This window comes from Streptomyces collinus, from assembly GCF_031348265.1.
Lineage (GTDB): Bacteria > Actinomycetota > Actinomycetes > Streptomycetales > Streptomycetaceae > Streptomyces > Streptomyces collinus.
This window is the reverse complement of sequence record NZ_CP133771.1, coordinates 5,436,321-5,454,958: the sequence shown is the minus strand read 5'-3', so window position 1 is coordinate 5,454,958 and position 18,638 is coordinate 5,436,321. Positions and strand designations below refer to the sequence as shown.

The window sequence follows — 18,638 nt, the reverse complement described above, 5'->3', positions numbered from 1 at the left end:
AAGGTAGCGTCTGGACGGAGCCGGTTCGGGAACGACGTCCGGACGTGGTGCGTTCAGGAGGTGACGGACCCGGGTCCGACGCCGTTCCGTTCTGTCCACTCATTCCTCCTCACCAACGGGAAGACGCTCACCTGATGCCGGACCGCAGCCTGCGACTCCTCACGTTCCCCCAGCTGTCGCCGCAGGGAGGGGAGCGCGGCGCCGTGCTGCTGCGGGAGCGCCCCAGCTCACCGCCCGACGCGCCTTCGGGCGGCGACGGCGGGGAGGGGCGGGGCCGAGGGTCCCAGGAGGACAACCCCTTCGCCCCGCCGCCCGAGGGCACACCGGACCGGCCCTGGCAGCCGCGTCGCCCGACGGGCGACGACTCCCAGGACTCCCAGGATTCCCAGGGCGGCGGGTCCCGTTCCCCCTGGGGCAGCCAGTGGAGCGACCGGCAGCCCGGCCGCTCCTCCGGCGGCTTCGGTGATCGCCCCCGCAGCGGGCCCGAGGGCCAGGGCGGCCCCCAGGGCGGCGGCCCGAACGTGCGCTGGGACCCGACGGACCCCGCGCAGCGCCGGGCGCGCTACGCCCTGCTGTCGGGCATGTGGGCCTTCTTCTTCGCCCTCTTCAGCTGGCCGTACGTGGCCCTGCTGCTCGGCGCGCTCGCCCTCTACTGGGCCATCAGCTCCCTGCGCGCCAAGCCCCGCAGGCCCGACCCGGCCTCCCCCGCCCCCGAGCAGCAGGGCGGCGGCCGCCCCCAGACGACGGCGGCGGTGAGCGGTCTGGTCACGGCGTCGCTGGCGATCGCCCTGGTCGCCGCGTCCTTCACGGCACAGCTGGTCTACCGCGACTACTACACGTGCACGAACGACGCCCTCACCAACGAGGCGAAGCAGTCCTGCACCGAGCTCCTGCCGGAGCAGCTCCGCGGGCTGCTGGGGACCGACGGCTGACGCTTCAGGGGGTTTCCGTCGGCCTGGACCGGCCGGGCGGGTCCGGGGTGCCGTGCGGCCCGGAGGCCGGGGTGCCGTGCGGATCGGAGATCGTGGTGCCTGGCGGATCGGAAGCCGGAGTGCCGTATGGCTCGGAGGCCGGGGTGTCGTACGGCCCGGAGGCCGGGGTGTCGTACGGCTCGGAGGCCGGACCGGACGGCAGGAAGTCGTAGAGGCCGAAGTCCGTCTCGCGGTCCTGATGGCGCAGGTCCGGCGCGTCCCGCTCGGGGTCCGAGGACTGGTGGGGCGACGGCGTCCCGTCGGCCGGTGAGGTGTCGCGCGCGGTGCGTCCGCCGCGGTCCGCCTCCCAGGCCTCGTCGGGATCTCCGAGGCCCCAGACGCCCTGGGCGACCTCGTTCCGCCCCGGCCGTCCGGCGCCCCGGGCGCCCTCGACGGCTCCGGTCACCCCGGCCATCCCGGCGACGCCGGTGCGCGTGAACCAACCGCGGCCGTGCTTCCGGGCCCGCCCTCGCCCCCGGGCGCTGTCGGCCGCCGTCTCCCGCTGCTTGCCGATCTTCGGCTCCTCCGCCCGGGCCGAGCGGCACCGCCAGGCCCGTACCCCCACCGCCGTCGGGACCGCCAGCAGCACCAGCCAGGCCAGCGTCGCGGCGGCGACCTGCCACCACACCGGGCCGAAGCGGGACAGCACGGCAGAACCGATGGGGCCGCCCGACACCGCGGCCAGCCCTGCGAGCGCGGCCGCGCAGAGCAGCGAAGCCAACGCGGCGGTCCGGGCGGTACGGCCGACCGACCAGACCGCGGTCCGCGTGCCGCCGCCCGGTTTCGTCCCGCTGCGCTCCGCGGACGCCGCACCCTTGGCCACCGTCCAGCCCATGACCAGCGCGGCGACCACCGGTACGACCCCGGCCGCCCAGTGCACCGGCGTCCCCTTTCCCGCCTCCGGCACCGCCGCCAGCAGCGGAAACGGTGGCAGGAGCGGAGCCGGCGCCGAGGCAAGCGGGCCGACCGTGTGGCCGGCGCCGAGGGCGAAGCCCGGGCCGAGGGCATAGGCGGCGCCCCACACCGCCGCGTTGGGCACCAGGGCCGCGCACAGCAGGAGTACGGCGAACCGCCCCGACCAGCCCTCGGTCAGCCGGAGCAACGACGCCTGAGTCGCCGCTCCATGGCCCACCATCGACGCCACCACCAGCAGCGCACCGCCCCCGAGGAGCATCACGGCCCCGGCCGCCGCGGCCCGGGCCGCGACACCGGGGCGCCCGTCCGGGCCGAGCACCAGCGGGCGTACTCCCTCGGGCAGCAGGCCCAGCAGTCGCCGCAGCGGCCGGCCCGGACGGCCGTACGCCGACCACACGCCCGCCCCCGCCGCCACGACGGCGACCAGCGGAACGCACACCGCCGTCCACACCCACGACGGCCGCAGCACACCGCCCGCGGCGTACAGGGCGGCGGGCGCGGCGACGGCGAGGTAGCCGAGGACGACGCCCGTCCACGCAATGCGGGGGGAGACCAGGGGCGGGCTCGCGACCGCCTCGGTGTCCTCCTCGAAGTCGTCGTCCTCGGCTCCTCCCCCACCGTCCGTGGCGTCCCGGGCCGCCCGGTGCAGCAGCCACACCGGCAGCGCGAGCAGCAACAGGGGCGGCAGGCCGAGGGGGGCGGGGACACCGGAGAGCGTGTCGGTGCGGACCAGTTCGGCGCCGTGCGCCAGCAGCCACAGCGCAGCCGCCACATGCATGGCGCCACCGGGCCCGCTGTCCGGGTAGGGCGAGCTGATCCACAGCAGCATCACGAGCACGGCGAACGACGCCAGTCCGAGGCCCGCCGCGAGCGCACCCCCCAGGAGGCCGCCGACCAGCCCGGGCGAACGGTCGCGCATCCGGGTGAGCAGGGGCGCCGGCGAACGTCGGCGAGCGGTCATCTCGGTCACGCCCGCCATGCTCCCAACGACACGCGCTTTACCGGCGTAACAGGCGAACTTTCGCTGTGTCGCTAAAAATACGTTTATGTACTTTTCCGGACGGAGGCGCGCCCTGTGACCCAGAGCCCTGCCATCCCGCTCCCTCCGCCCAAGGAGCGCCGGCGCCTGCGCGAGGCCGCCTCGCTGACGCGGGCTCAGCTGGCCTCCCGGGTGGGCGTCACCGGCGAGACGGTGCGCGCGTGGGAGACCGGCCGCTCCACGCCGCGTGGCCGCAAGGGGGAGAAGTACGCGAAGCTGCTCGACTCGCTCGGCGACGAGGCGGGAATGACGCCTGATCAGGACGGCGCCGCCGACTCCGACGACCCGGAACCGGCGCCCGGGGCGGTCCTCTCGCGCGGAGCCGCACGCGCCCGGCGCAAGACCGCCGCCCCCGACCGGAAACGACCCGCCGCGAAGGACCGGGGCCGCGGCCCCGTCACCGTCCCCGACCGGAGCCGCACCCCCGTCCCGCACGGGCACCGCGTCATCCTCACCGAACGCCCCCGGACGACACCCCCGCGCCGGCCGGACGACGCCATCGCCGCCCTGACCCCTGATCAGGCCTTCGACGCGCTGTACGCCTTCTGTGCCCCCGCCCTCGTCCGGCAGACCTATCTGCTGACCGGCCGGCGTGAACTGGCCCGGGAGTCGGTGGAGCGGGCCTTCCAGATCGCCTGGCAGCGCTGGCCCGAGGTGGCCCGGGACCGCGACCCGGCGGGCTGGGTGCGCGCGATGGCGTACGAGTGCGCGCTCTCCCCGTGGCACCGGTTCCGGCCGCGCTACCGGCACCCCGAGCCGCCGCCGCCCGACGCGTTCGACCGCGCGCTGATGGACTCCCTGCTGAAACTCCCCCCGTCCTACCGCCGCACGCTGGTGCTCTACGACGGGGTCGGGCTCGGCCTGCCCGAGACGGCGGCGGAGACGGAGGCGAGCACCCGCGCGGCCGTGAACCGGCTGGCGCACGCGCGCGAGGCGGTCGCCGAGCGGCTGCCGGAGCTGGCCGACCCGGAGACACTGCACTGGCGGCTGGTCGAACTGGCCTCCGTCGAGCGGCTGCGGGCCGCCAAACCGTCGGTCGTGCGGAAGGACGGGGAACGCCGGGCCCGCTTCTGGACCCGGGCCGCCATCGCCTTCACGGTCGCCCTGATCGGCACGACGGCCCTCACCGTGCGCACGGCCCCGACGCACTACGAGCCGCCGGTGCCCGAGGGGGAGACGGTGCAGGGCGTACCGCCACGGCTGGCGCCCGGGCCGCTGTCGGAGTCGGAGCGGAAGCTGCGGGCGAAGCTGCGCAAGGAGGAGCAGCGAGGGCCGGTCCGGCTGCTGCCCCAGCCATGGTGACGCCGCCGGTCCTCCGGGAGAGTGGCGGCGGCGGGCGGTAGAGACGGGCGTGAGGGCAGCGGAGACGGCGATGGGCCCGCCCCCTGTGCAGGGAGCGGGCCCATCTGTGAGCCGTGCGGCGGTGCTCAGCCGGCGAGGATGGCGCGGGCCAGCTTGGCCGTCTCGGTCGGCGTCTTGCCGACCTTGACGCCGGCGGCCTCAAGGGCCTCCTTCTTCGCGGCGGCCGTGCCGGAGGAGCCGGAGACGATGGCGCCGGCGTGGCCCATGGTCTTGCCCTCGGGCGCGGTGAAGCCCGCGACATAGCCGACGACCGGCTTCTTCACGTTCTCCTTGATGAAGGCCGCGGCCCGCTCCTCGGCGTCGCCGCCGATCTCACCGATCATGACGATCAGGTCGGTGTCGGGGTCGGCCTCGAACGCGGCGAGCGCGTCGATGTGGGTCGTGCCGATGACCGGGTCGCCACCGATGCCGACGGCCGAGGAGAAGCCGATGTCCCGCAGCTCGTACATCATCTGGTACGTCAGCGTGCCGGACTTCGACACCAGGCCGATGCGGCCCGGCTTGGTGATGTCGCCCGGGATGATGCCGGCGTTGGACTGGCCCGGGGTGATGAGACCGGGGCAGTTCGGGCCGATGATGCGGGTCTTGTTGCCCTTGGACACGGCGTACGCGTAGAACGCGGCCGAGTCGTGGACGGCGATGCCCTCGGTGATGACGACCGCGAGCGGGATCTCGGCGTCGATGGCCTCGACGACGGCGGCCTTGGCGAAGGCCGGCGGGACGAAGAGGACGGACACGTCGGCGCCCGTCTTCTCCATGGCCTCGGCGACCGTGCCGAAGACCGGGATGTCGTTGCCGTCGATGTCGACGGACGTGCCCGCCTTGCGGGGGTTCACGCCACCGACGATGTTCGTGCCGTCGGCCAGCATGAGCTTGGTGTGCTTCATGCCCGTGGCACCGGTCATGCCCTGGACGATGACCTTGCTGTCCTTGTTGAGGAAGATAGCCATGGCTGTTTAGTCCCTCGTCCCTTACTTCGCAGCCGCGAGCTCGGCGGCCTTGTCGGCCGCTCCGTCCATGGTGTCCACGCGCTGAACCAGCGGGTGGTTGGCGTCGGAGAGGATCTTGCGCCCGAGCTCCGCGTTGTTGCCGTCCAGACGGACGACCAGGGGCTTGGTGACGTCCTCGCCCTTGTCCTTGAGCAGCTGCAGCGCCTGGACGATGCCGTTGGCGACCTCGTCACAGGCGGTGATGCCACCGAAGACGTTGACGAAGACGGACTTGACGTCCGGGTCGCCGAGGATGATCTCCAGGCCGTTCGCCATGACGGCGGCGGAGGCGCCACCACCGATGTCGAGGAAGTTGGCCGGCTTCACGCCGCCGTGCGCCTCACCGGCGTACGCGACGACGTCCAGGGTGCTCATGACGAGACCCGCGCCGTTGCCGATGATGCCGACCTCGCCGTCGAGCTTGACGTAGTTGAGGTTCTTCTCCTTGGCGGCGGCCTCGAGCGGGTTGGCCGCGTCCTTGTCCTGGAGGGCCTCGTGCTCCGGCTGACGGAACTCGGCGTTCTCGTCCAGGGAGACCTTGCCGTCCAGGGCGATGACGTCACCGGAGGCGACCTTGGCCAGCGGGTTGACCTCGACCAGGAGGGCGTCCTCCTCGACGAAGGTCTTCCACAGGGTGACGAGGATGTTCGCGACCTTGTCGGCGACCTCGGCCGGGAAGTTCGCGGCCTCGACGATCTGGCGCGCGACCTCGGGGGTCACACCCACGTTGGCGTCGATCGGCGTCTTGGCGACGGCCTCGGGGCGGGTCTCCGCCACCTCCTCGATCTCCATGCCGCCCTCGACGGACGCGATGGAGAGGAAGGTGCGGTTGGCACGGTCCAGGAGGAAGGAGACGTAGTACTCCTCCAGGATCTCCGGAGCCGTCTCGGCGATCATCACCTTGTGGACCGTGTGGCCCTTGATGTCCATGCCGAGGATGTTGGTCGCGTGCTCGACCGCCTCGTCGGTGGTCGCCGCCAGCTTCACGCCGCCGGCCTTGCCGCGGCCGCCGACCTTCACCTGGGCCTTGACGACGGACTTGCCACCGAGGCGCTCGGTGGCTGCGCGGGCCGCCTCAGGCGTGTCGATGACTTCACCGGCCAGCACCGGTACATCGTGCTTGGCGAAGAGGTCCCTCGCCTGGTACTCGAACAGGTCCACGCGCTTCCGTCCCTATCAGTGATCTCGCGGTTCGTTGTCTGCGTGGGCGTGCCGCGAGGGCAACGTGACGTCCGCTGTCTGTCACAAGGGAGGCGCACACGGTGTCCGAGCGCGCGGCATGTCCGTCTCGCAGGTTATCGCTGCTTCCGGGAGGCCTCTAAATCGAGGGTCACACCTGAGCGGTGATACCTGTCACATGATGCCTCGCTCTCTGGCACGGCGTGCCGGATGTGAGGAGCGGGTGAGGGGCCTCACCGGGATGGGGTTGACCCGGTGAGGCCCGCCGGACACCCCGGAGGGAGCACGAAGGCCCTGTTCAGGGCCTGGCTCTCCGGGGCGCCTGGTCGGGCGGCCCCCACCCAATGGGGGCCGCCCGACCCATTCACGAGGTTGCGGCCTCGGACCACCGACGGCTTTCGGCCGTCCGGGCGTGACGCCTCGTGAAGCACTGGGAGCGGGAGGGTGCCGCAGGGCACCCCGTGCGGGGTCGGTCGGAGGAGCTCTCAGCCACGGGGGCGGGCCGATGGCTGGGAGACCTCGACGGCCGTCCGTGCTAGCCGGGGAAGAGGGGGATGTCCCGGTGACCGCACCCGGTACCGGCCCCGGAGGTGCGGGCCCCTACACCGGGCACGAGCGCGAGCGGTGCCCAGGGGCTCGGGGTGACGGCGTGGGCCTCGCCGTGACGCGACGAGCCGCTGTCGGCCATGGACCGATTGCCGAGCACGCCGTCGGGACGACCGCCGGACCAGTGACCGGCGGCCGGGGCCGGTCCCGCGTGCGGCGAGGACCCGGGGTGGCCGGGGCGACCGGGGTGGCGGGGGTGGCCGGGGTGGCTGAGATGGCTGGGGCGGCTGAGGTGATCTGCGTGGCCCAGGGGGTGGGCGGGTCTGAGGTGGAGGGCGTGGAGGGCATAGGGGGCGTGGACGCCGTGGGCCCTCGGGTCTGCGGGGGTCGGGCTCCCGGCCTGTCGCGAGGGTGCGGCTTCGTCCGCGGGCACCACCGGCCCCGAGCCCGGCGCCGACGTCCCGCCCGGCTGGGGGTCGGCCGTGACGGGGGTGGGGGAGACGGGGGAAGTGGGTGGGGCGGGTGGAGCTGGTGCTCCAGGGAGCCCGACGACGGGGTCGCCGGGGGGTGGGGGCAGGTCCGGCGGACCCGGCAGGTCCGATAGACCTGGCACGTCCGGCAGCGCGGTTGAGTCGGGCAGCCTGGGCAGGGCAGGCAGGGCCGGTGCATCCGGCAGGGCAGGCAGGGCCGGTGCATCCGGCAGGGCAGGCGATCCGATGGGGACCGGGAGGGCGGGCGATCCGATGGGGACCGGGAGGGCGGGCGATCCGATCGGCACCGGGAGGTCTGGAACCGCCGGGAGGTCCGGCACCACCCGGTGCGCCGCCGGCCCGGGCGGCTCCGGACGCTCCACGTGCGACGGCCGCTCCGGCGGATGCGACCGCGAGGACGACGATGACAGCACCAGCGACACCTTCACCTGCGCGCCTGACGGGCCCTCGCTCTCAGGCCCCCTCATCTCGCCGGCGACCCGAACCAGCACTCGGCCGTCGACGGCCTCCCCGGCCCGCCCCTCCGGCCGCTCCCCCACACCGTTGACACCGTTCTCCGCATGGGCCCGCTCACCCCACAGCAGTCCGGCGACCAGCAGCCCGCCCACCAGCAGCGCCACTTGGAGCGCACGCCGCCCGGCCGCGGTGCGCAGCGTGCGCAACGCGGCTTCGGGCAGGGCTGCTGACCAGCTCAAGAGGGGAAGCTTCCTCCCGTGCGACGGAAGCGGTACCGCCCGGCCGGCACCCCGCACGGCCGAGCAGGCGCCGATCCTCGCACGGGAGTGCGGAGGTTGCGCAAGCCCTTGCTAACCGATGGGCCGTCATGTCCCTTTTGCTGCTCCAAGTCGGACGACGACCCATCGACAAATCGTCACCCGCCCCCTCCCCCAAGGCCGTTCACACCGCGTCCGTCACGCAGCATCCGGTATCGGCAACGGCCGCTTCTCGATCGCCGCCGCCATCACCTCCGGGAACAGATCGGGCGTGCAGGCGAACGCCGGCGTCCCCAACGCGGCCAGCGCGGCCGCGTGCTCCCGGTCGTACGCCGGTGCCCCTTCGTCCGAGAGCGCCAGCAGCGTCACGAACTGCACGCCCGACGCCTTCATCGCGGACACCCGCTTGAGCATCTCGTTGCGGATGCCGCCCTCGTAGAGGTCGCTGATCAGCACGACCACCGTCTCCGCGGGCCGGGTGATCTGCGACTGGCAGTACGCGAGCGCCCGGTTGATGTCCGTGCCACCGCCGAGCTGCGTGCCGAACAGCACGTCGACGGGGTCGTCCAGCTGGTCCGTGAGATCGACGACCGCCGTGTCGAAGACGACGAGTCGCGTGGAGATCGTCCGCATCGAGGCGAGCACCGCCCCGAACACCGATGCGTACACAACCGATGCCGCCATGGATCCCGACTGGTCGATACAGAGGATGACCTCCTTCTTGGTGGACTGGGCAGCCCGCCCGAACCCGATGAGCCGCTCCGGCACGATCGTTCGGTACGCGGGCAGGTAGTGCTTGAGGTTGGCCGCGATGGTGCGGTTCCAGTCGATGTCGTGGTGGCGGGGCCGGTTGATCCGGGCGCTGCGGTCGAGGGCGCCGGTGAGGGTGGCCCGGGTGCGGGTGGCGAGCCGCTTCTCCAGGTCCTCGACGACCTTGCGCACAACGGCCCGGGCCGTCTCCTTCGTCGTCTCCGGCATCGCTTTGTTCAGCGACAGCAGCGTGCCGACGAGGTGGACGTCGGCCTCGACCGCCTCCAGCATCTCCGGCTCCAGCAGCAGCGTGGCGAGACCGAGCCGGTCGATGGCGTCGCGCTGCATGACCTGAACGACGGAGGAGGGGAAGTACGTCCGGATGTCCCCGAGCCAGCGCGCCACGGACGGCGCCGACGCCCCGAGCCCCGCCGAACGCTCCCGGCCCCCCTGAGACTTGCTGTCCTTCCTTCCGTAGAGCGCGGTGAGCGCTCCGTCCATCGCCGCGTCCTGCCCCGACAGCGTGCAGCCGGTGCCGTCCGCCGCGTCGCCCCCGAGGACGAGCCGCCAGCGCCGCAGCCGCTCCTGCGCCGGGTCCGTCGTTTCGGACGTCATGCCCGGCCTCCCTTGCGGGGCCGTTCCCACAGCGGGATCACCGGCACGGTCGTCGACGGCCGTCCGTCCGCCCGGGACCCGCCCGTCACGGTGGCTCCCGTTTCCGGTGCCGTCGTCCGCTGCCTCAGTGCCTCGGTCGTCATCCCGTCACCCCCGCCAGGTTGTCGTCGGTGTTCTCTTCCATGTCGTCCAGCCCGAGCAGCAGCCGCACCACCGGCAGCACCGCGTCCGCGCGCTCGGTGTCGAAGCCGGCCGCGAAGCCGGGCGTTGCGGTACCGGCGGCAGTCGCGCCGGCCCCGGTTCCCGGCCCGCGCCGGACCAGTTCGCCGAGGGTCCGGCGCACTCCGGGCTCGTACGCGGAGAACGTCCGCCGCAGCAGGGGCAGTACGTCCGTGAAGGCCTCGGCCGGCACCCCGGTCAGCCACGCGTCGACCAGTCCGAGCAGCCGCTCGTCGTGCACCAGGAGCATTCCGCCCCCGGAACCGCCTCCGACGAAGCCCTCGATCCATGCGGCCGCGTCCGCCGGCGGTGTGCCCGGTGACAGGACGAGTCCCATCAGCAGTGCTGCCTCGTCCTGGGCCAGCTGCCCGTCGTCGAGCAGCAGCCGGACGGCCCGCCCCCGGATGACCCCCGGCACGGTGTCCCGCCCGGACAGCACCCGCAGCACGGACTGCCAGCGGCCTCTCAACCGGCCGTGTCCGGCCGCAGGGGCGTCGCCCAGCAGGGCCACGGCCCCGTGCACCGCGTCCACATGGCCCCGCATCTCCTCGGCGGCGTCCGCGTCGAGCGCGGCGCAGGCCGGGGGAAGACCGACGAAGACCCGCTCGGCCAGTCCAGCGGCGACCTCCGCCAGGGCTCCGGTGTCCGTGCCCCGCACGTCTCCGTAGCGCAGGGAGCGGACCAGGGCCGGGAGCGCCTGGGCGAGATGGCCGACGTCCGTATCGAGGGCCGCCCGGTCGGCCAGGACTCGCATCACCGTGGGGAGGGCGTCGGGCAGTTCGGCCAGCAGGCAGCGCTCGGCGAGCCCGGTGACGCCGGCGAGGCCCTCCGCGCCGACGGCGTCCGCCTCGGCCTTGGCAGTCGCGGCGGACAGGACGGTCGTCCCCCACACGCCGGCCTCGGCGACCCGCACGGACAGTTCGGGCTCCCAGCGCAGCCGCCATGTCTCCCGGAACGTGCCCGTGCTGCCCCGCGACGCGGCCGGTTCGCCCCACGCGATGCCGAGCAGCCGCAGCCGGTGCAGCAGTCTGCTGCGGGCGGCGTCGTTCTCCTTGCGCAGGTCGAGCTCCAGCTCCCGCTCCAGCGCCTCGGGCTTCAGCCGCAGCCGGCGTTGCAGCCGGGTGAGGTCCCGCTGCAACGGCACGGCCGGTGCCGACGGCGGCACCTCCCCCAGCACGTCCCCCACGACCAGCCGGTCCCGGATGAGTGCCAGCGGTACGTCCGAGCCCTCGCACATCACCGCCCGCACGGCGTCGGTCGTCTCGCTCAGGCCGGGCAGCGGACGGCCGCGCATCGCGGCGAGCGTCTCGGCCAGCTGCACCGCCTCGATGACGTGCGCGGAGGAGACGATCCGGTCCTCTGCGCGCAGCAGCCCCGCCACCTTGGTCAGCCACCGCTCCACCGGCCGGTCCGGGGCGCTGAACAGGTGCCCGTACCAGCCCGGTGAGTCGATGCCCGCTCCGTAGCCGCTGGTCCGGGCGAGCCGGCGGTGGGTCCACGGCACCCAGGTCATGTCCGTCTTGACCTTGGGGAGCCCCTTCAGCAGCGCCTTGTCGGCGGCGACGGTGGTCTTCTGCCGCAGGGCGGGCACGTGCCAGGCCCCGCAGACCACCGCCACGCCGTCCTCGAACTCCCGCTGCGCGGCCCGCACCTGGAGCCGCATGTACGCCTCCCGCACCAGATCCCGGTCGTGGCCCCCGCTGCCGAAGGTCTCCCGCAGCGCGCCCATGGCCTCCTCCAGCGCGGTGAACGGCGCGAGCGCGTCGCCCTCCTCCGCGCCCCGGTGCTCCACGACGTCCTCCCACCACCGCTCCGGGTCGTCGTAGCCGGCGGCGTCGGCGAGCACGCCGAGCGGATCGATCCGGAGCTCGGCGGAGCCGGGACCGGTGTCTCCGTCCGGCGCCGTCTCGGCCGGCGGCGGATGTTCGCCCTCTGTTCCCGCCTCGTCCTCCTGCCTCCCCCAGGCCAGCGTGTGCGTGGCCGGCAGGTCGATGAAGCGGGCCGGGACGTGGTGTTCCAGGGCCCAGCGGAGGGCGACCCACTCCGGGGAGAACCCGGCCAGCGGCCAGAACGCCGAGCGGCCGGGCTCGTCCACGGCGTGGGCGAGCAGGGCGACCGGCGGCCGCATCTCCTCGTCGGCGGCGAGCGGGATCAGGGCGTCGGCCTCGGGCGGCCCCTCGATCAGCACGACCCGCGGCCGGACCTCCTCCAGCGCCGCCCGCACCGCCCGCGCCGACCCCGGTCCGTGATGCCGTACGCCGAGCAACACCGGCCCCGCCCCGGCCCCCCGGCCCGCGGTCTGTTCCCCACCGGTCACTTCATCCCCCTCCCGTCCCGCACGTCCCCGCCCGGTCCCGCGGGCGGCCGCCGTCCCGTCACCCGGGGCCCACGCCCTGGCGTTTTCCTCACACGCTCACCTCGCGGCAGGCCCGGTAGAAGTCCTTCCAGCCGTCACGCTCGCGGACCACCGTCTCCAGGTACTCCTGCCAGATGACCCGGTCCGCCGCCGGGTCGCGGACCACCGCGCCGAGGATGCCCGCGGCGACGTCGCCCGGCCGCAGCACGCCGTCGCCGAAGTGGGCGGCCAGGGCGAGCCCGTTGGTGACGACGGAGATCGCCTCGGCCGTGGACAGCGTGCCGCTGGGCGACTTGAGCTTCGTCCGCCCGTCGGCGGTGACCCCGTCGCGCAGCTCGCGGAAGACCGTGACGACCCGGCGGATCTCGTCGAGCCCGTCGGGCGCGGCCGGCAGGTCGAGGGAGCGGCCGATCTGGTCGACGCGCCGCGAGACGATGTCGACCTCGGCCTCGGGGCTCTCCGGCAGCGGCAGCACGACCGTGTTGAAGCGGCGGCGCAGGGCGCTGGACAGGTCGTTGACGCCGCGGTCGCGGTCGTTGGCCGTGGCGATCAGGTTGAATCCGCGGACCGCCTGCACCTCCTGACCCAGTTCCGGTATGGGCAGCGTCTTCTCCGACAGGATCGTGATGAGCGTGTCCTGCACGTCGGCCGGGATACGCGTCAGTTCCTCGACGCGGGCCGTCATGCCGTCGGCCATGGCCCGCATGACGGGGCTGGGCACGAGGGCGTCGCGGCTCGGGCCGTGGGCGAGCAGCTGCGCGTAGTTCCAGCCGTAGCGGATGGCCTCCTCCGGGGTGCCGGCGGTGCCCTGCACCAGCAGCGTGGAGTCACCGCTGACCGCCGCGGCCAGGTGCTCGGACACCCAGGTCTTCGCCGTGCCCGGGACGCCGAGCAGGAGCAGGGCGCGGTCGGTGGCGAGCGTGGTGACGGCGACCTCGACGAGGCGGCGCGGTCCGACGTACTTGGGACTGATCACCGTGCCGTCCGGCAGGGTGCCGCCGAGCAGGTACGTCGCGACGGCCCAGGGCGACAGCTTCCAGCGGGCCGGGCGCGGCCGGTCGTCCTGGGCGGCCAGCGCGGCGAGTTCATGGGCGAAGGCGTCCTCGGCGTGCGGTCGCAACGCCTGGGTCGGTCCCGTCTCCCCCGCTTCGACGGACGTCGGCTCCACGGACACGGTCATGGCAAAGTCCCCCTCCAGCTCGGCCGGTTCGGATCTGTCGCCAACGTTGCACCACACCACTGACAATGCGTTCCGACCTGCGGAAATGCGCTGCCGGGTCCGCCGGCGGACCCGATTGTCAGTGGTGGGATCTACCTTCGGTGGCATGACTCAGCAGGGGGTGCGCTGGACCGCGGACCAGGTGCTGGCACTGGCGCCTGACGCCGCTTCACGCAAAGCGGGAAGCAAACTCGGCGCGGCGGGGCCGTGGTCCGAGGCGGGGAGTTCCGACGAGGGGACGGTGTGGGGGCTGTGCAAGGGCAGCGGAAGCAAGCCGTATCAAACGGTCGTGGACATCGCGGACGCCGCGGGCCCCGCGTACAAGTGCAGTTGTCCGAGCCGCAAGTTCCCGTGCAAGCACGCGCTGGGGCTGCTGCTGCTCTGGGCCGCCGACGAGGCGGCGGTGCCGCCGGGGCAGACGCCGGAATGGGCCGCGCAGTGGACCGAGGGGCGGCGCGAGCGCGCGGAGGCGAAGAGGGCCGGTGCCGGCTCCGGTGCGCCGTCCGGGTCCGCTGATCCCGAGGCGGCGCGTCGGCGGGCGGAGCGCCGGGCCGAGCGGGTCTCTGCGGGCGCGGTGGAGCTGGAGCAGCGCCTGGTCGACCTGCTGCGCGGCGGTCTGGCGACCGCTGAGCAGTCGGGGTACGGCCTCTGGGAGGAGACGGCGGCCCGCATGGTCGACGCCCAGGCGCAGGGACTGGCGGGGCGGGTGCGGGAGTTGGGGGCGATTCCGTCGACCGGGCCGGGCTGGCCGGTGCGGCTGCTGGAGGAGTGCGCGCTGCTGCATCTCCTGGGGCGGGGCTGGCGGCGCCGCGAGCGGCTCCCGGCCGGTCTCGCCGCCACGGTCCGCTCCCGCATGGGCCTCCCGACCTCCGCGGACGGCCCGCTGCTGCGCGACCGCTGGCTGGTCCTCGCCCAGTACGACACGACGGACCCGCGCCTGACGACCCGCCGGATCTGGCTGCACGGCGACGCCTCGCACCGCACCGTGCTGCTCCTCTCCTACGGCGCGGCCGGCCGCGCCCCGGAGCTGGCGCTGCCGGTGGGCCTGAGTCTGGAGGCCGAGGTGTCCGCGTACCCGGGCGCCGGGCAGCCGCGGGTGGCCCTGGGCGAGCAGTTCACCCCGCCCGCGCCCGCGGCGACCCGTCCGCCGGGGGTGACCACGGCCCAGGCGGCGGCCCGTTACGGCGACGCCCTGCGCGAGGACCCGTGGCTGGAGTCCGTCCCGGTGACGCTGGACCGGGTCGTTCCCACGCCGGACGGCGACTCCTGGCAGCTGGCGGACGCCGACGAGGACGCGGCGTTGCCGCTGACTCCCGCCGCGCGCTCCCGGCCGGGCCTGTGGCGGCTCGTCGCCCTGTCGGGCGGGGCCCCGGTCAGGGTCTTCGGCGAGTGCGGCCACCAGGGCTTCACGCCGCTGACGGCCTGGCCCGAGGGGCCGGGCGACGCGGTCGCGCTGTGCTGAACCGGCGGCGGCCCCGCTCACGGCACATCGGCCGGCCCCACCCATCCCACGGGTCCACGCATTTTTCAGGCATCACGGGACAACCGGTAAGGGCGAGTCTTCAACTACCGGGCGCCCCGCGGAAAGGAAGCTCATGACCAGGACCTCCGCTCCTGTGGACGCGGCCGGCGCGGACGCCTGGGAGGGGCTCGTCACCACCGCGCTGCTGGGCACCGACCGGCGCACCCCGCCCGGTACCGCGCCGGGCCCGGACGCACCCCTGGCCCTGCTGGACGCGGCGGCCGTGGAGACCGTACGGCGCCGGGCCGGTCTGCGCCCGGCGCGGGCGGCAGAGCGCCCGCAGGCGGCTCCGGAGGACTCCCGCCCGGCGCTGCCGCCCGCTGCCGCCCGCAGGCTCGCGATGCTGCTGGCCGACCGCCCCGGCCCGTCCGGCGGAGGGCGGCGGGGTGCCGCGCCGGATCTGACGGAGCTGCTGCCGCAGTGGCTCGCGGTGGCGAACGCCCGGGGTTTCGCACCGCCTCCGCAGGTGCTTCCGGCGTTGCTGGACGCGGCCCGGGGGCGTACCGACCTGCGTCCGGCGGCACTGGAGTTCGCGGGGCCGCGAGCCTTGTGGCTGGCCCGGCTGAACCCGGACTGGCGGTTCGCTCTGCGCGCGACCCCGGGCGGCGGAGCGGCCCTGCCGCACCTCCAGGACGACGACAGCGTCCGGCAGTTGTGGCAGGAGGGCCTGTTCGCCGAACGCGTCGCTCTGCTCTCCGCGCTGCGTTCTCGCACCCCGGCGGCCGCGCGCGACCTGCTCGCGACGACGTGGGGGACGGAACGGGCCGAGGACCGGCTGATGTTCCTCGATTCGCTGCGCGAGGGCCTCGGCCCGGACGACGAGCCGTTCCTGGAACAGGCCCTGGCCGATCGCAGCCGCAATGTCCGGGCGACGGCCGCGGAACTGCTGTCGGCCCTGCCCGGTTCGGCGCTCGCCGCACGGATGGCGGTCAGGGCGGAGGCGTGCGTCGCCATCGACCACATGCGGTCCGCCCCGAAGCGAGCAGCCGGGGCCGGGGACGACATACCCGGGGGGACCACGCAGACCACTGCGACGATCGCCGTCGAGGCGCCGCACGAGTGCGATCCGGGCATGGAACGCGACGGCGTCGTGGCGAAGGCCCCCGCGGGGCGCGGCGAACGCTCCTGGTGGCTCGGTCAGCTGGTGGAGGCGGCACCGCTCGGCACGTGGTCGCGGCGGCTCGGCGGGCGCACGCCCCGGGAGATCGTGGCGCTGCCGGTGGCGGACGGCTGGCAGGGCGAGCTGCACGCGGCGTGGTGCCGGGCGGCGGTGCGCCAGCGGGACGCCGCGTGGTCACGCGCGCTGCTCGGCGATCCGTCGGCGCCGGAGGCGGGCGGTCCGGGGGCGGTGTCCCTGGCCGAACGCGCCAAGTTGCTCGGCACGCTGGGCGCCGCCGAACGGGCCGAGTGGGTGGCCGGCTTCATCGCCGCGCACGGCCTGTCCGAGGCCTTCCAGCTGCTCGGGGTGTGTGCGGTGCCCTGGGCGGCTCCGCTCGGGCGGGCCGTGGTGGACGCGCTCAACATCGCTCGGGACGCAGGGAGCTATCCATGGAGTTTCAGCGGGGTCATGGGCCTGGCGGAGCGCTGCCTCGACCCGTCCGAGGCCTCCCGGCTCGACGCGCTGCTGGCCGTACCCGACGAACCGGAGAACGCGTCGCCGGGAGCCGGGGGCTACTGGGCGGAGGCCTTCCAGCGGCTGGTGACGACCCTGCGTCTGCGTGCGGCGATGGCCGAGGAGCTGGGAGCGGCCTGACCCCCGCCGGCGCCTCCGGGGGCGGGTGCCCCGCGGCGAGCGACTGCCGCCGGGTGTGCCGACGGCCGGGGCGGCCGCCGGAGGCGGTCGCGGCCGGCGGCCCGACGAAGCAGCCCCACAGCACAGGGGGCGCGCCGGCTCCGGCCGGGCCGGGGCATCCGGGGCGATCCGCCGGAGGGCTACGCCTCCGCGGGCTGGCGGGCGTTCGTCCGGACCCAGTCCACGATGGACGCCGTCGTCGCGCCCGGCGTGAAGATCTCCGCGACGCCCTTCTCCTTCAGCAGGGGGATGTCCGCCTCGGGGATGATCCCGCCGCCGAAGACGAGGATGTCCTCCGCGTCCCGCTCCCTGAGCAGATCGATCACGGCCGCGAAGAGCGTGTTGTGCGCTCCGGAGAGGATGGACAGCCCGATCGCGTCGGCGTCCTCCTGGAGCGCCGTGTCGACGATCTGCTCGGGGGTCTGGTGGAGACCGGTGTAGATGACTTCCATACCGGCGTCGCGCAGGGCACGCGCGATCACCTTGGCCCCGCGATCGTGGCCGTCGAGCCCCGGCTTGGCCACCACCACGCGGATCGGACCGGCTGCCACACCCATCACTGCCTCCATGAAGCGACTACATCCATCCGTATCGACAAGTACCGCACACATCGGGCAAGCCGTACACGCCGCACCGCACGGACACCCCGCCCCGAACCCTCCGGGCAAGTGAACGAACGTTATCTCCAGCATCCCGCAACCGGCAGTTTCGCGGTGGATACCGAGGGGGAAATCACACGATGGGACAAGCGCAAGGGGAGCCGCACCGAAATCGCCGTACGACCGCACCGTCCACCACGGACCGCGACAGCACGGCGCTTCGGCGAAAGCACGCAGGGCAAGCACCGCACGCACAGCACGCAGGGCAGACACGGCGCACCAGCGGGGAGCCTCGTCACCCCACCGATCGGGGACCCCCGTCGCACCACCGGCGTCACACACGCCACACGCCGCACTCTGCCCCCGCAGCTCACGCGGCTCACGCCGCTCTCGCGGTCATGGCCGGCCGTCTTCGCAGCTGCTTTCCACGAGGGCACCCGGGGGGCGGAGGCGTCCTCCCGCGTGCCGACAGGAGGTCGGCCATGAAGGTCACCAGGGCGGCTCTGCCCTTTCTTCCGTTCTGCGAGCGTCTGCTGCCGGGCAGGCTGGCGGGACTCTCCCTGGCCCTTCTGAAGGCCACCGCCCTGGAGATCGCGATCCTGGCCGGGCACCTCCTCCTCTATCCGTCCGGCATCACCCAGGAGCGCCGCGCCCCCGTCCCGGCACTGCCGGCGGACGGCGCCGCCCAACTGCCCACGGAGGCCAAGCCGCCGGTCCTGCTGCTGCACGGATTCATCGACAACCGCTCGGTCTTCGTCCTGCTGCGCCGCAGCCTCGCCCAGCACGGCAGGCAGCAGATCGAGTCGCTCAACTACTCGCCGCTGACCTGCGACATACGGGCCGCCGCCGAACTGCTCGGCCGGCGCATCGAGGAGCTCTGCGAGCGCACGGGCGCCGACCGGGTCGACGTCGTCGGGCACAGCCTCGGTGGACTGATAGCGCGTTATTACGTGCAGCGGCTCGGCGGCGACACGCGCGTACGGACCCTGGTCACGCTCGGCACGCCGCATTCGGGAACCCGAGTGGCGCCCTTCGCCGACGCGCACCCCATCGTGCGCCAGATGCGCCCCGGCTCACCGGTACTCGAGGAGCTCGCTCTGCCCGCCCCCGACTGCCGTACGCACTTCGTCAGCTTCTGGAGCGACCTGGACCACGTGATGGACCCGCTGGAGACGGCCTGCGTCGACCATCCCGATCTGACGGCGCAGAACGTGCGCGTGACCGGCATCGGCCATCTCGCTCTGCCCGTGCACCCCGCCGTCGCCAACGGCATACGGCAGGTTCTGGACACGGCACACGCGGGTGAACCGTCCGCCGAACACACCGGCGGTCTGACCGTCGCCTGAGAATCGTCATACAGC

Annotated in this window: 13 protein-coding genes; 6 read left to right on the top strand and 7 right to left on the bottom strand. The window is 73.9% G+C overall.

Translation table 11 applies throughout. The features are described 5' to 3' along the window. Positions 1–134: 134 nt before the first annotated feature. Positions 135–932, top strand: a complete 798-nt coding sequence (locus RFN52_RS24920) for a hypothetical protein (protein WP_184849146.1) — start codon at positions 135–137, stop codon at positions 930–932. Between the two features lie 4 nt (positions 933–936). Here the strand turns inward: RFN52_RS24920 and RFN52_RS24915 are convergent, their stop codons facing one another. Then, a complete protein-coding gene (locus RFN52_RS24915) occupies positions 937–2,865 on the bottom strand; it encodes a cell division protein PerM (RefSeq protein WP_311241051.1) in 1,929 nt (642 codons plus the stop codon). A gap of 96 nt (positions 2,866–2,961) precedes the next feature. Here RFN52_RS24915 and RFN52_RS24910 point away from each other — a divergent pair, with 96 nt between their 5' ends. Further along, on the top strand, positions 2,962–4,227 hold the full coding sequence (locus RFN52_RS24910; protein ID WP_184849144.1) for a helix-turn-helix domain-containing protein: 1,266 nt from the start codon (positions 2,962–2,964) through the stop codon (positions 4,225–4,227). A gap of 125 nt (positions 4,228–4,352) precedes the next feature. Here RFN52_RS24910 and sucD read toward each other — a convergent pair whose 3' ends face one another. Beyond that, a complete protein-coding gene (gene sucD / locus RFN52_RS24905) occupies positions 4,353–5,237 on the bottom strand; it encodes a succinate--CoA ligase subunit alpha (protein WP_184849142.1) in 885 nt (294 codons plus the stop codon). 21 nt (positions 5,238–5,258) lie between these two features. Further along, positions 5,259–6,437: an ADP-forming succinate--CoA ligase subunit beta gene (sucC, locus tag RFN52_RS24900; RefSeq protein ID WP_184591287.1), complete on the bottom strand. Its 1,179-nt coding sequence runs from the start codon at positions 6,435–6,437 to the stop codon at positions 5,259–5,261. A 1,615-nt stretch (positions 6,438–8,052) separates the two neighbouring features. Here sucC and RFN52_RS24895 point away from each other — a divergent pair. Beyond that, positions 8,053–8,178 (top strand): hypothetical protein, encoded by a 126-nt coding sequence (locus RFN52_RS24895; RefSeq protein WP_268254247.1) that lies wholly within the window; start codon positions 8,053–8,055, stop codon positions 8,176–8,178. 225 nt (positions 8,179–8,403) lie between these two features. On the opposite strand, the gene RFN52_RS24890 is transcribed toward RFN52_RS24895, so the two are convergent. The 3 genes from RFN52_RS24890 to RFN52_RS24880 all read right to left on the bottom strand — a co-directional run bounded on the left by RFN52_RS24890 (position 8,404) and on the right by RFN52_RS24880 (position 13,325). Further along, entirely contained in the window at positions 8,404–9,570 is a 1,167-nt protein-coding gene (locus RFN52_RS24890) for a vWA domain-containing protein (protein ID WP_184849140.1), read from the bottom strand. Between the two features lie 139 nt (positions 9,571–9,709). Next, positions 9,710–12,106: a DUF5682 family protein gene (locus RFN52_RS24885; protein ID WP_184849139.1), complete on the bottom strand. Its 2,397-nt coding sequence runs from the start codon at positions 12,104–12,106 to the stop codon at positions 9,710–9,712. An 88-nt stretch (positions 12,107–12,194) separates the two neighbouring features. Beyond that, positions 12,195–13,325: an ATP-binding protein gene (locus RFN52_RS24880; RefSeq protein ID WP_184849137.1), complete on the bottom strand. Its 1,131-nt coding sequence runs from the start codon at positions 13,323–13,325 to the stop codon at positions 12,195–12,197. Between the two features lie 145 nt (positions 13,326–13,470). Here RFN52_RS24880 and RFN52_RS24875 point away from each other — a divergent pair, with 145 nt between their 5' ends. Further along, positions 13,471–14,826, top strand: a complete 1,356-nt coding sequence (locus tag RFN52_RS24875) for an SWIM zinc finger family protein (protein ID WP_184849135.1) — start codon at positions 13,471–13,473, stop codon at positions 14,824–14,826. 133 nt (positions 14,827–14,959) lie between these two features. After that, positions 14,960–16,639, top strand: coding sequence for a DUF5691 domain-containing protein (locus RFN52_RS24870; protein WP_184849133.1), 1,680 nt, complete (start codon positions 14,960–14,962; stop codon positions 16,637–16,639). 179 nt (positions 16,640–16,818) lie between these two features. Here RFN52_RS24870 and icmB read toward each other — a convergent pair whose 3' ends face one another. Beyond that, positions 16,819–17,235 (bottom strand): coenzyme B12-dependent isobutyryl CoA mutase small subunit, encoded by a 417-nt coding sequence (gene icmB / locus RFN52_RS24865; RefSeq protein WP_161369103.1) that lies wholly within the window; start codon positions 17,233–17,235, stop codon positions 16,819–16,821. Positions 17,236–17,759: 524 nt separating this feature from the next. Here icmB and RFN52_RS24860 point away from each other — a divergent pair. Further along, entirely contained in the window at positions 17,760–18,623 is an 864-nt protein-coding gene (locus RFN52_RS24860) for an esterase/lipase family protein (protein ID WP_184849131.1), read from the top strand. The last annotated feature ends 15 nt before the right edge of the window (positions 18,624–18,638 follow it).

Coding starts and splice junctions, on each gene's coding strand:
- RFN52_RS24895 (WP_268254247.1), top strand. CDS start 8,053: ATGGGCCCGCTCACCCCACAGCAGTCCGGCGACCAGCAGCCCGCCCAC.
- RFN52_RS24875 (WP_184849135.1), top strand. CDS start 13,471: ATGACTCAGCAGGGGGTGCGCTGGACCGCGGACCAGGTGCTGGCACTG.
- icmB (WP_161369103.1), bottom strand. CDS start 17,235: ATGGGTGTGGCAGCCGGTCCGATCCGCGTGGTGGTGGCCAAGCCGGGG.
- RFN52_RS24880 (WP_184849137.1), bottom strand. CDS start 13,325: ATGACCGTGTCCGTGGAGCCGACGTCCGTCGAAGCGGGGGAGACGGGA.
- RFN52_RS24915 (WP_311241051.1), bottom strand. CDS start 2,865: ATGGCGGGCGTGACCGAGATGACCGCTCGCCGACGTTCGCCGGCGCCC.
- RFN52_RS24870 (WP_184849133.1), top strand. CDS start 14,960: ATGACCAGGACCTCCGCTCCTGTGGACGCGGCCGGCGCGGACGCCTGG.
- RFN52_RS24860 (WP_184849131.1), top strand. CDS start 17,760: ATGAAGGTCACCAGGGCGGCTCTGCCCTTTCTTCCGTTCTGCGAGCGT.
- sucD (WP_184849142.1), bottom strand. CDS start 5,237: ATGGCTATCTTCCTCAACAAGGACAGCAAGGTCATCGTCCAGGGCATG.
- RFN52_RS24920 (WP_184849146.1), top strand. CDS start 135: ATGCCGGACCGCAGCCTGCGACTCCTCACGTTCCCCCAGCTGTCGCCG.
- RFN52_RS24890 (WP_184849140.1), bottom strand. CDS start 9,570: ATGACGTCCGAAACGACGGACCCGGCGCAGGAGCGGCTGCGGCGCTGG.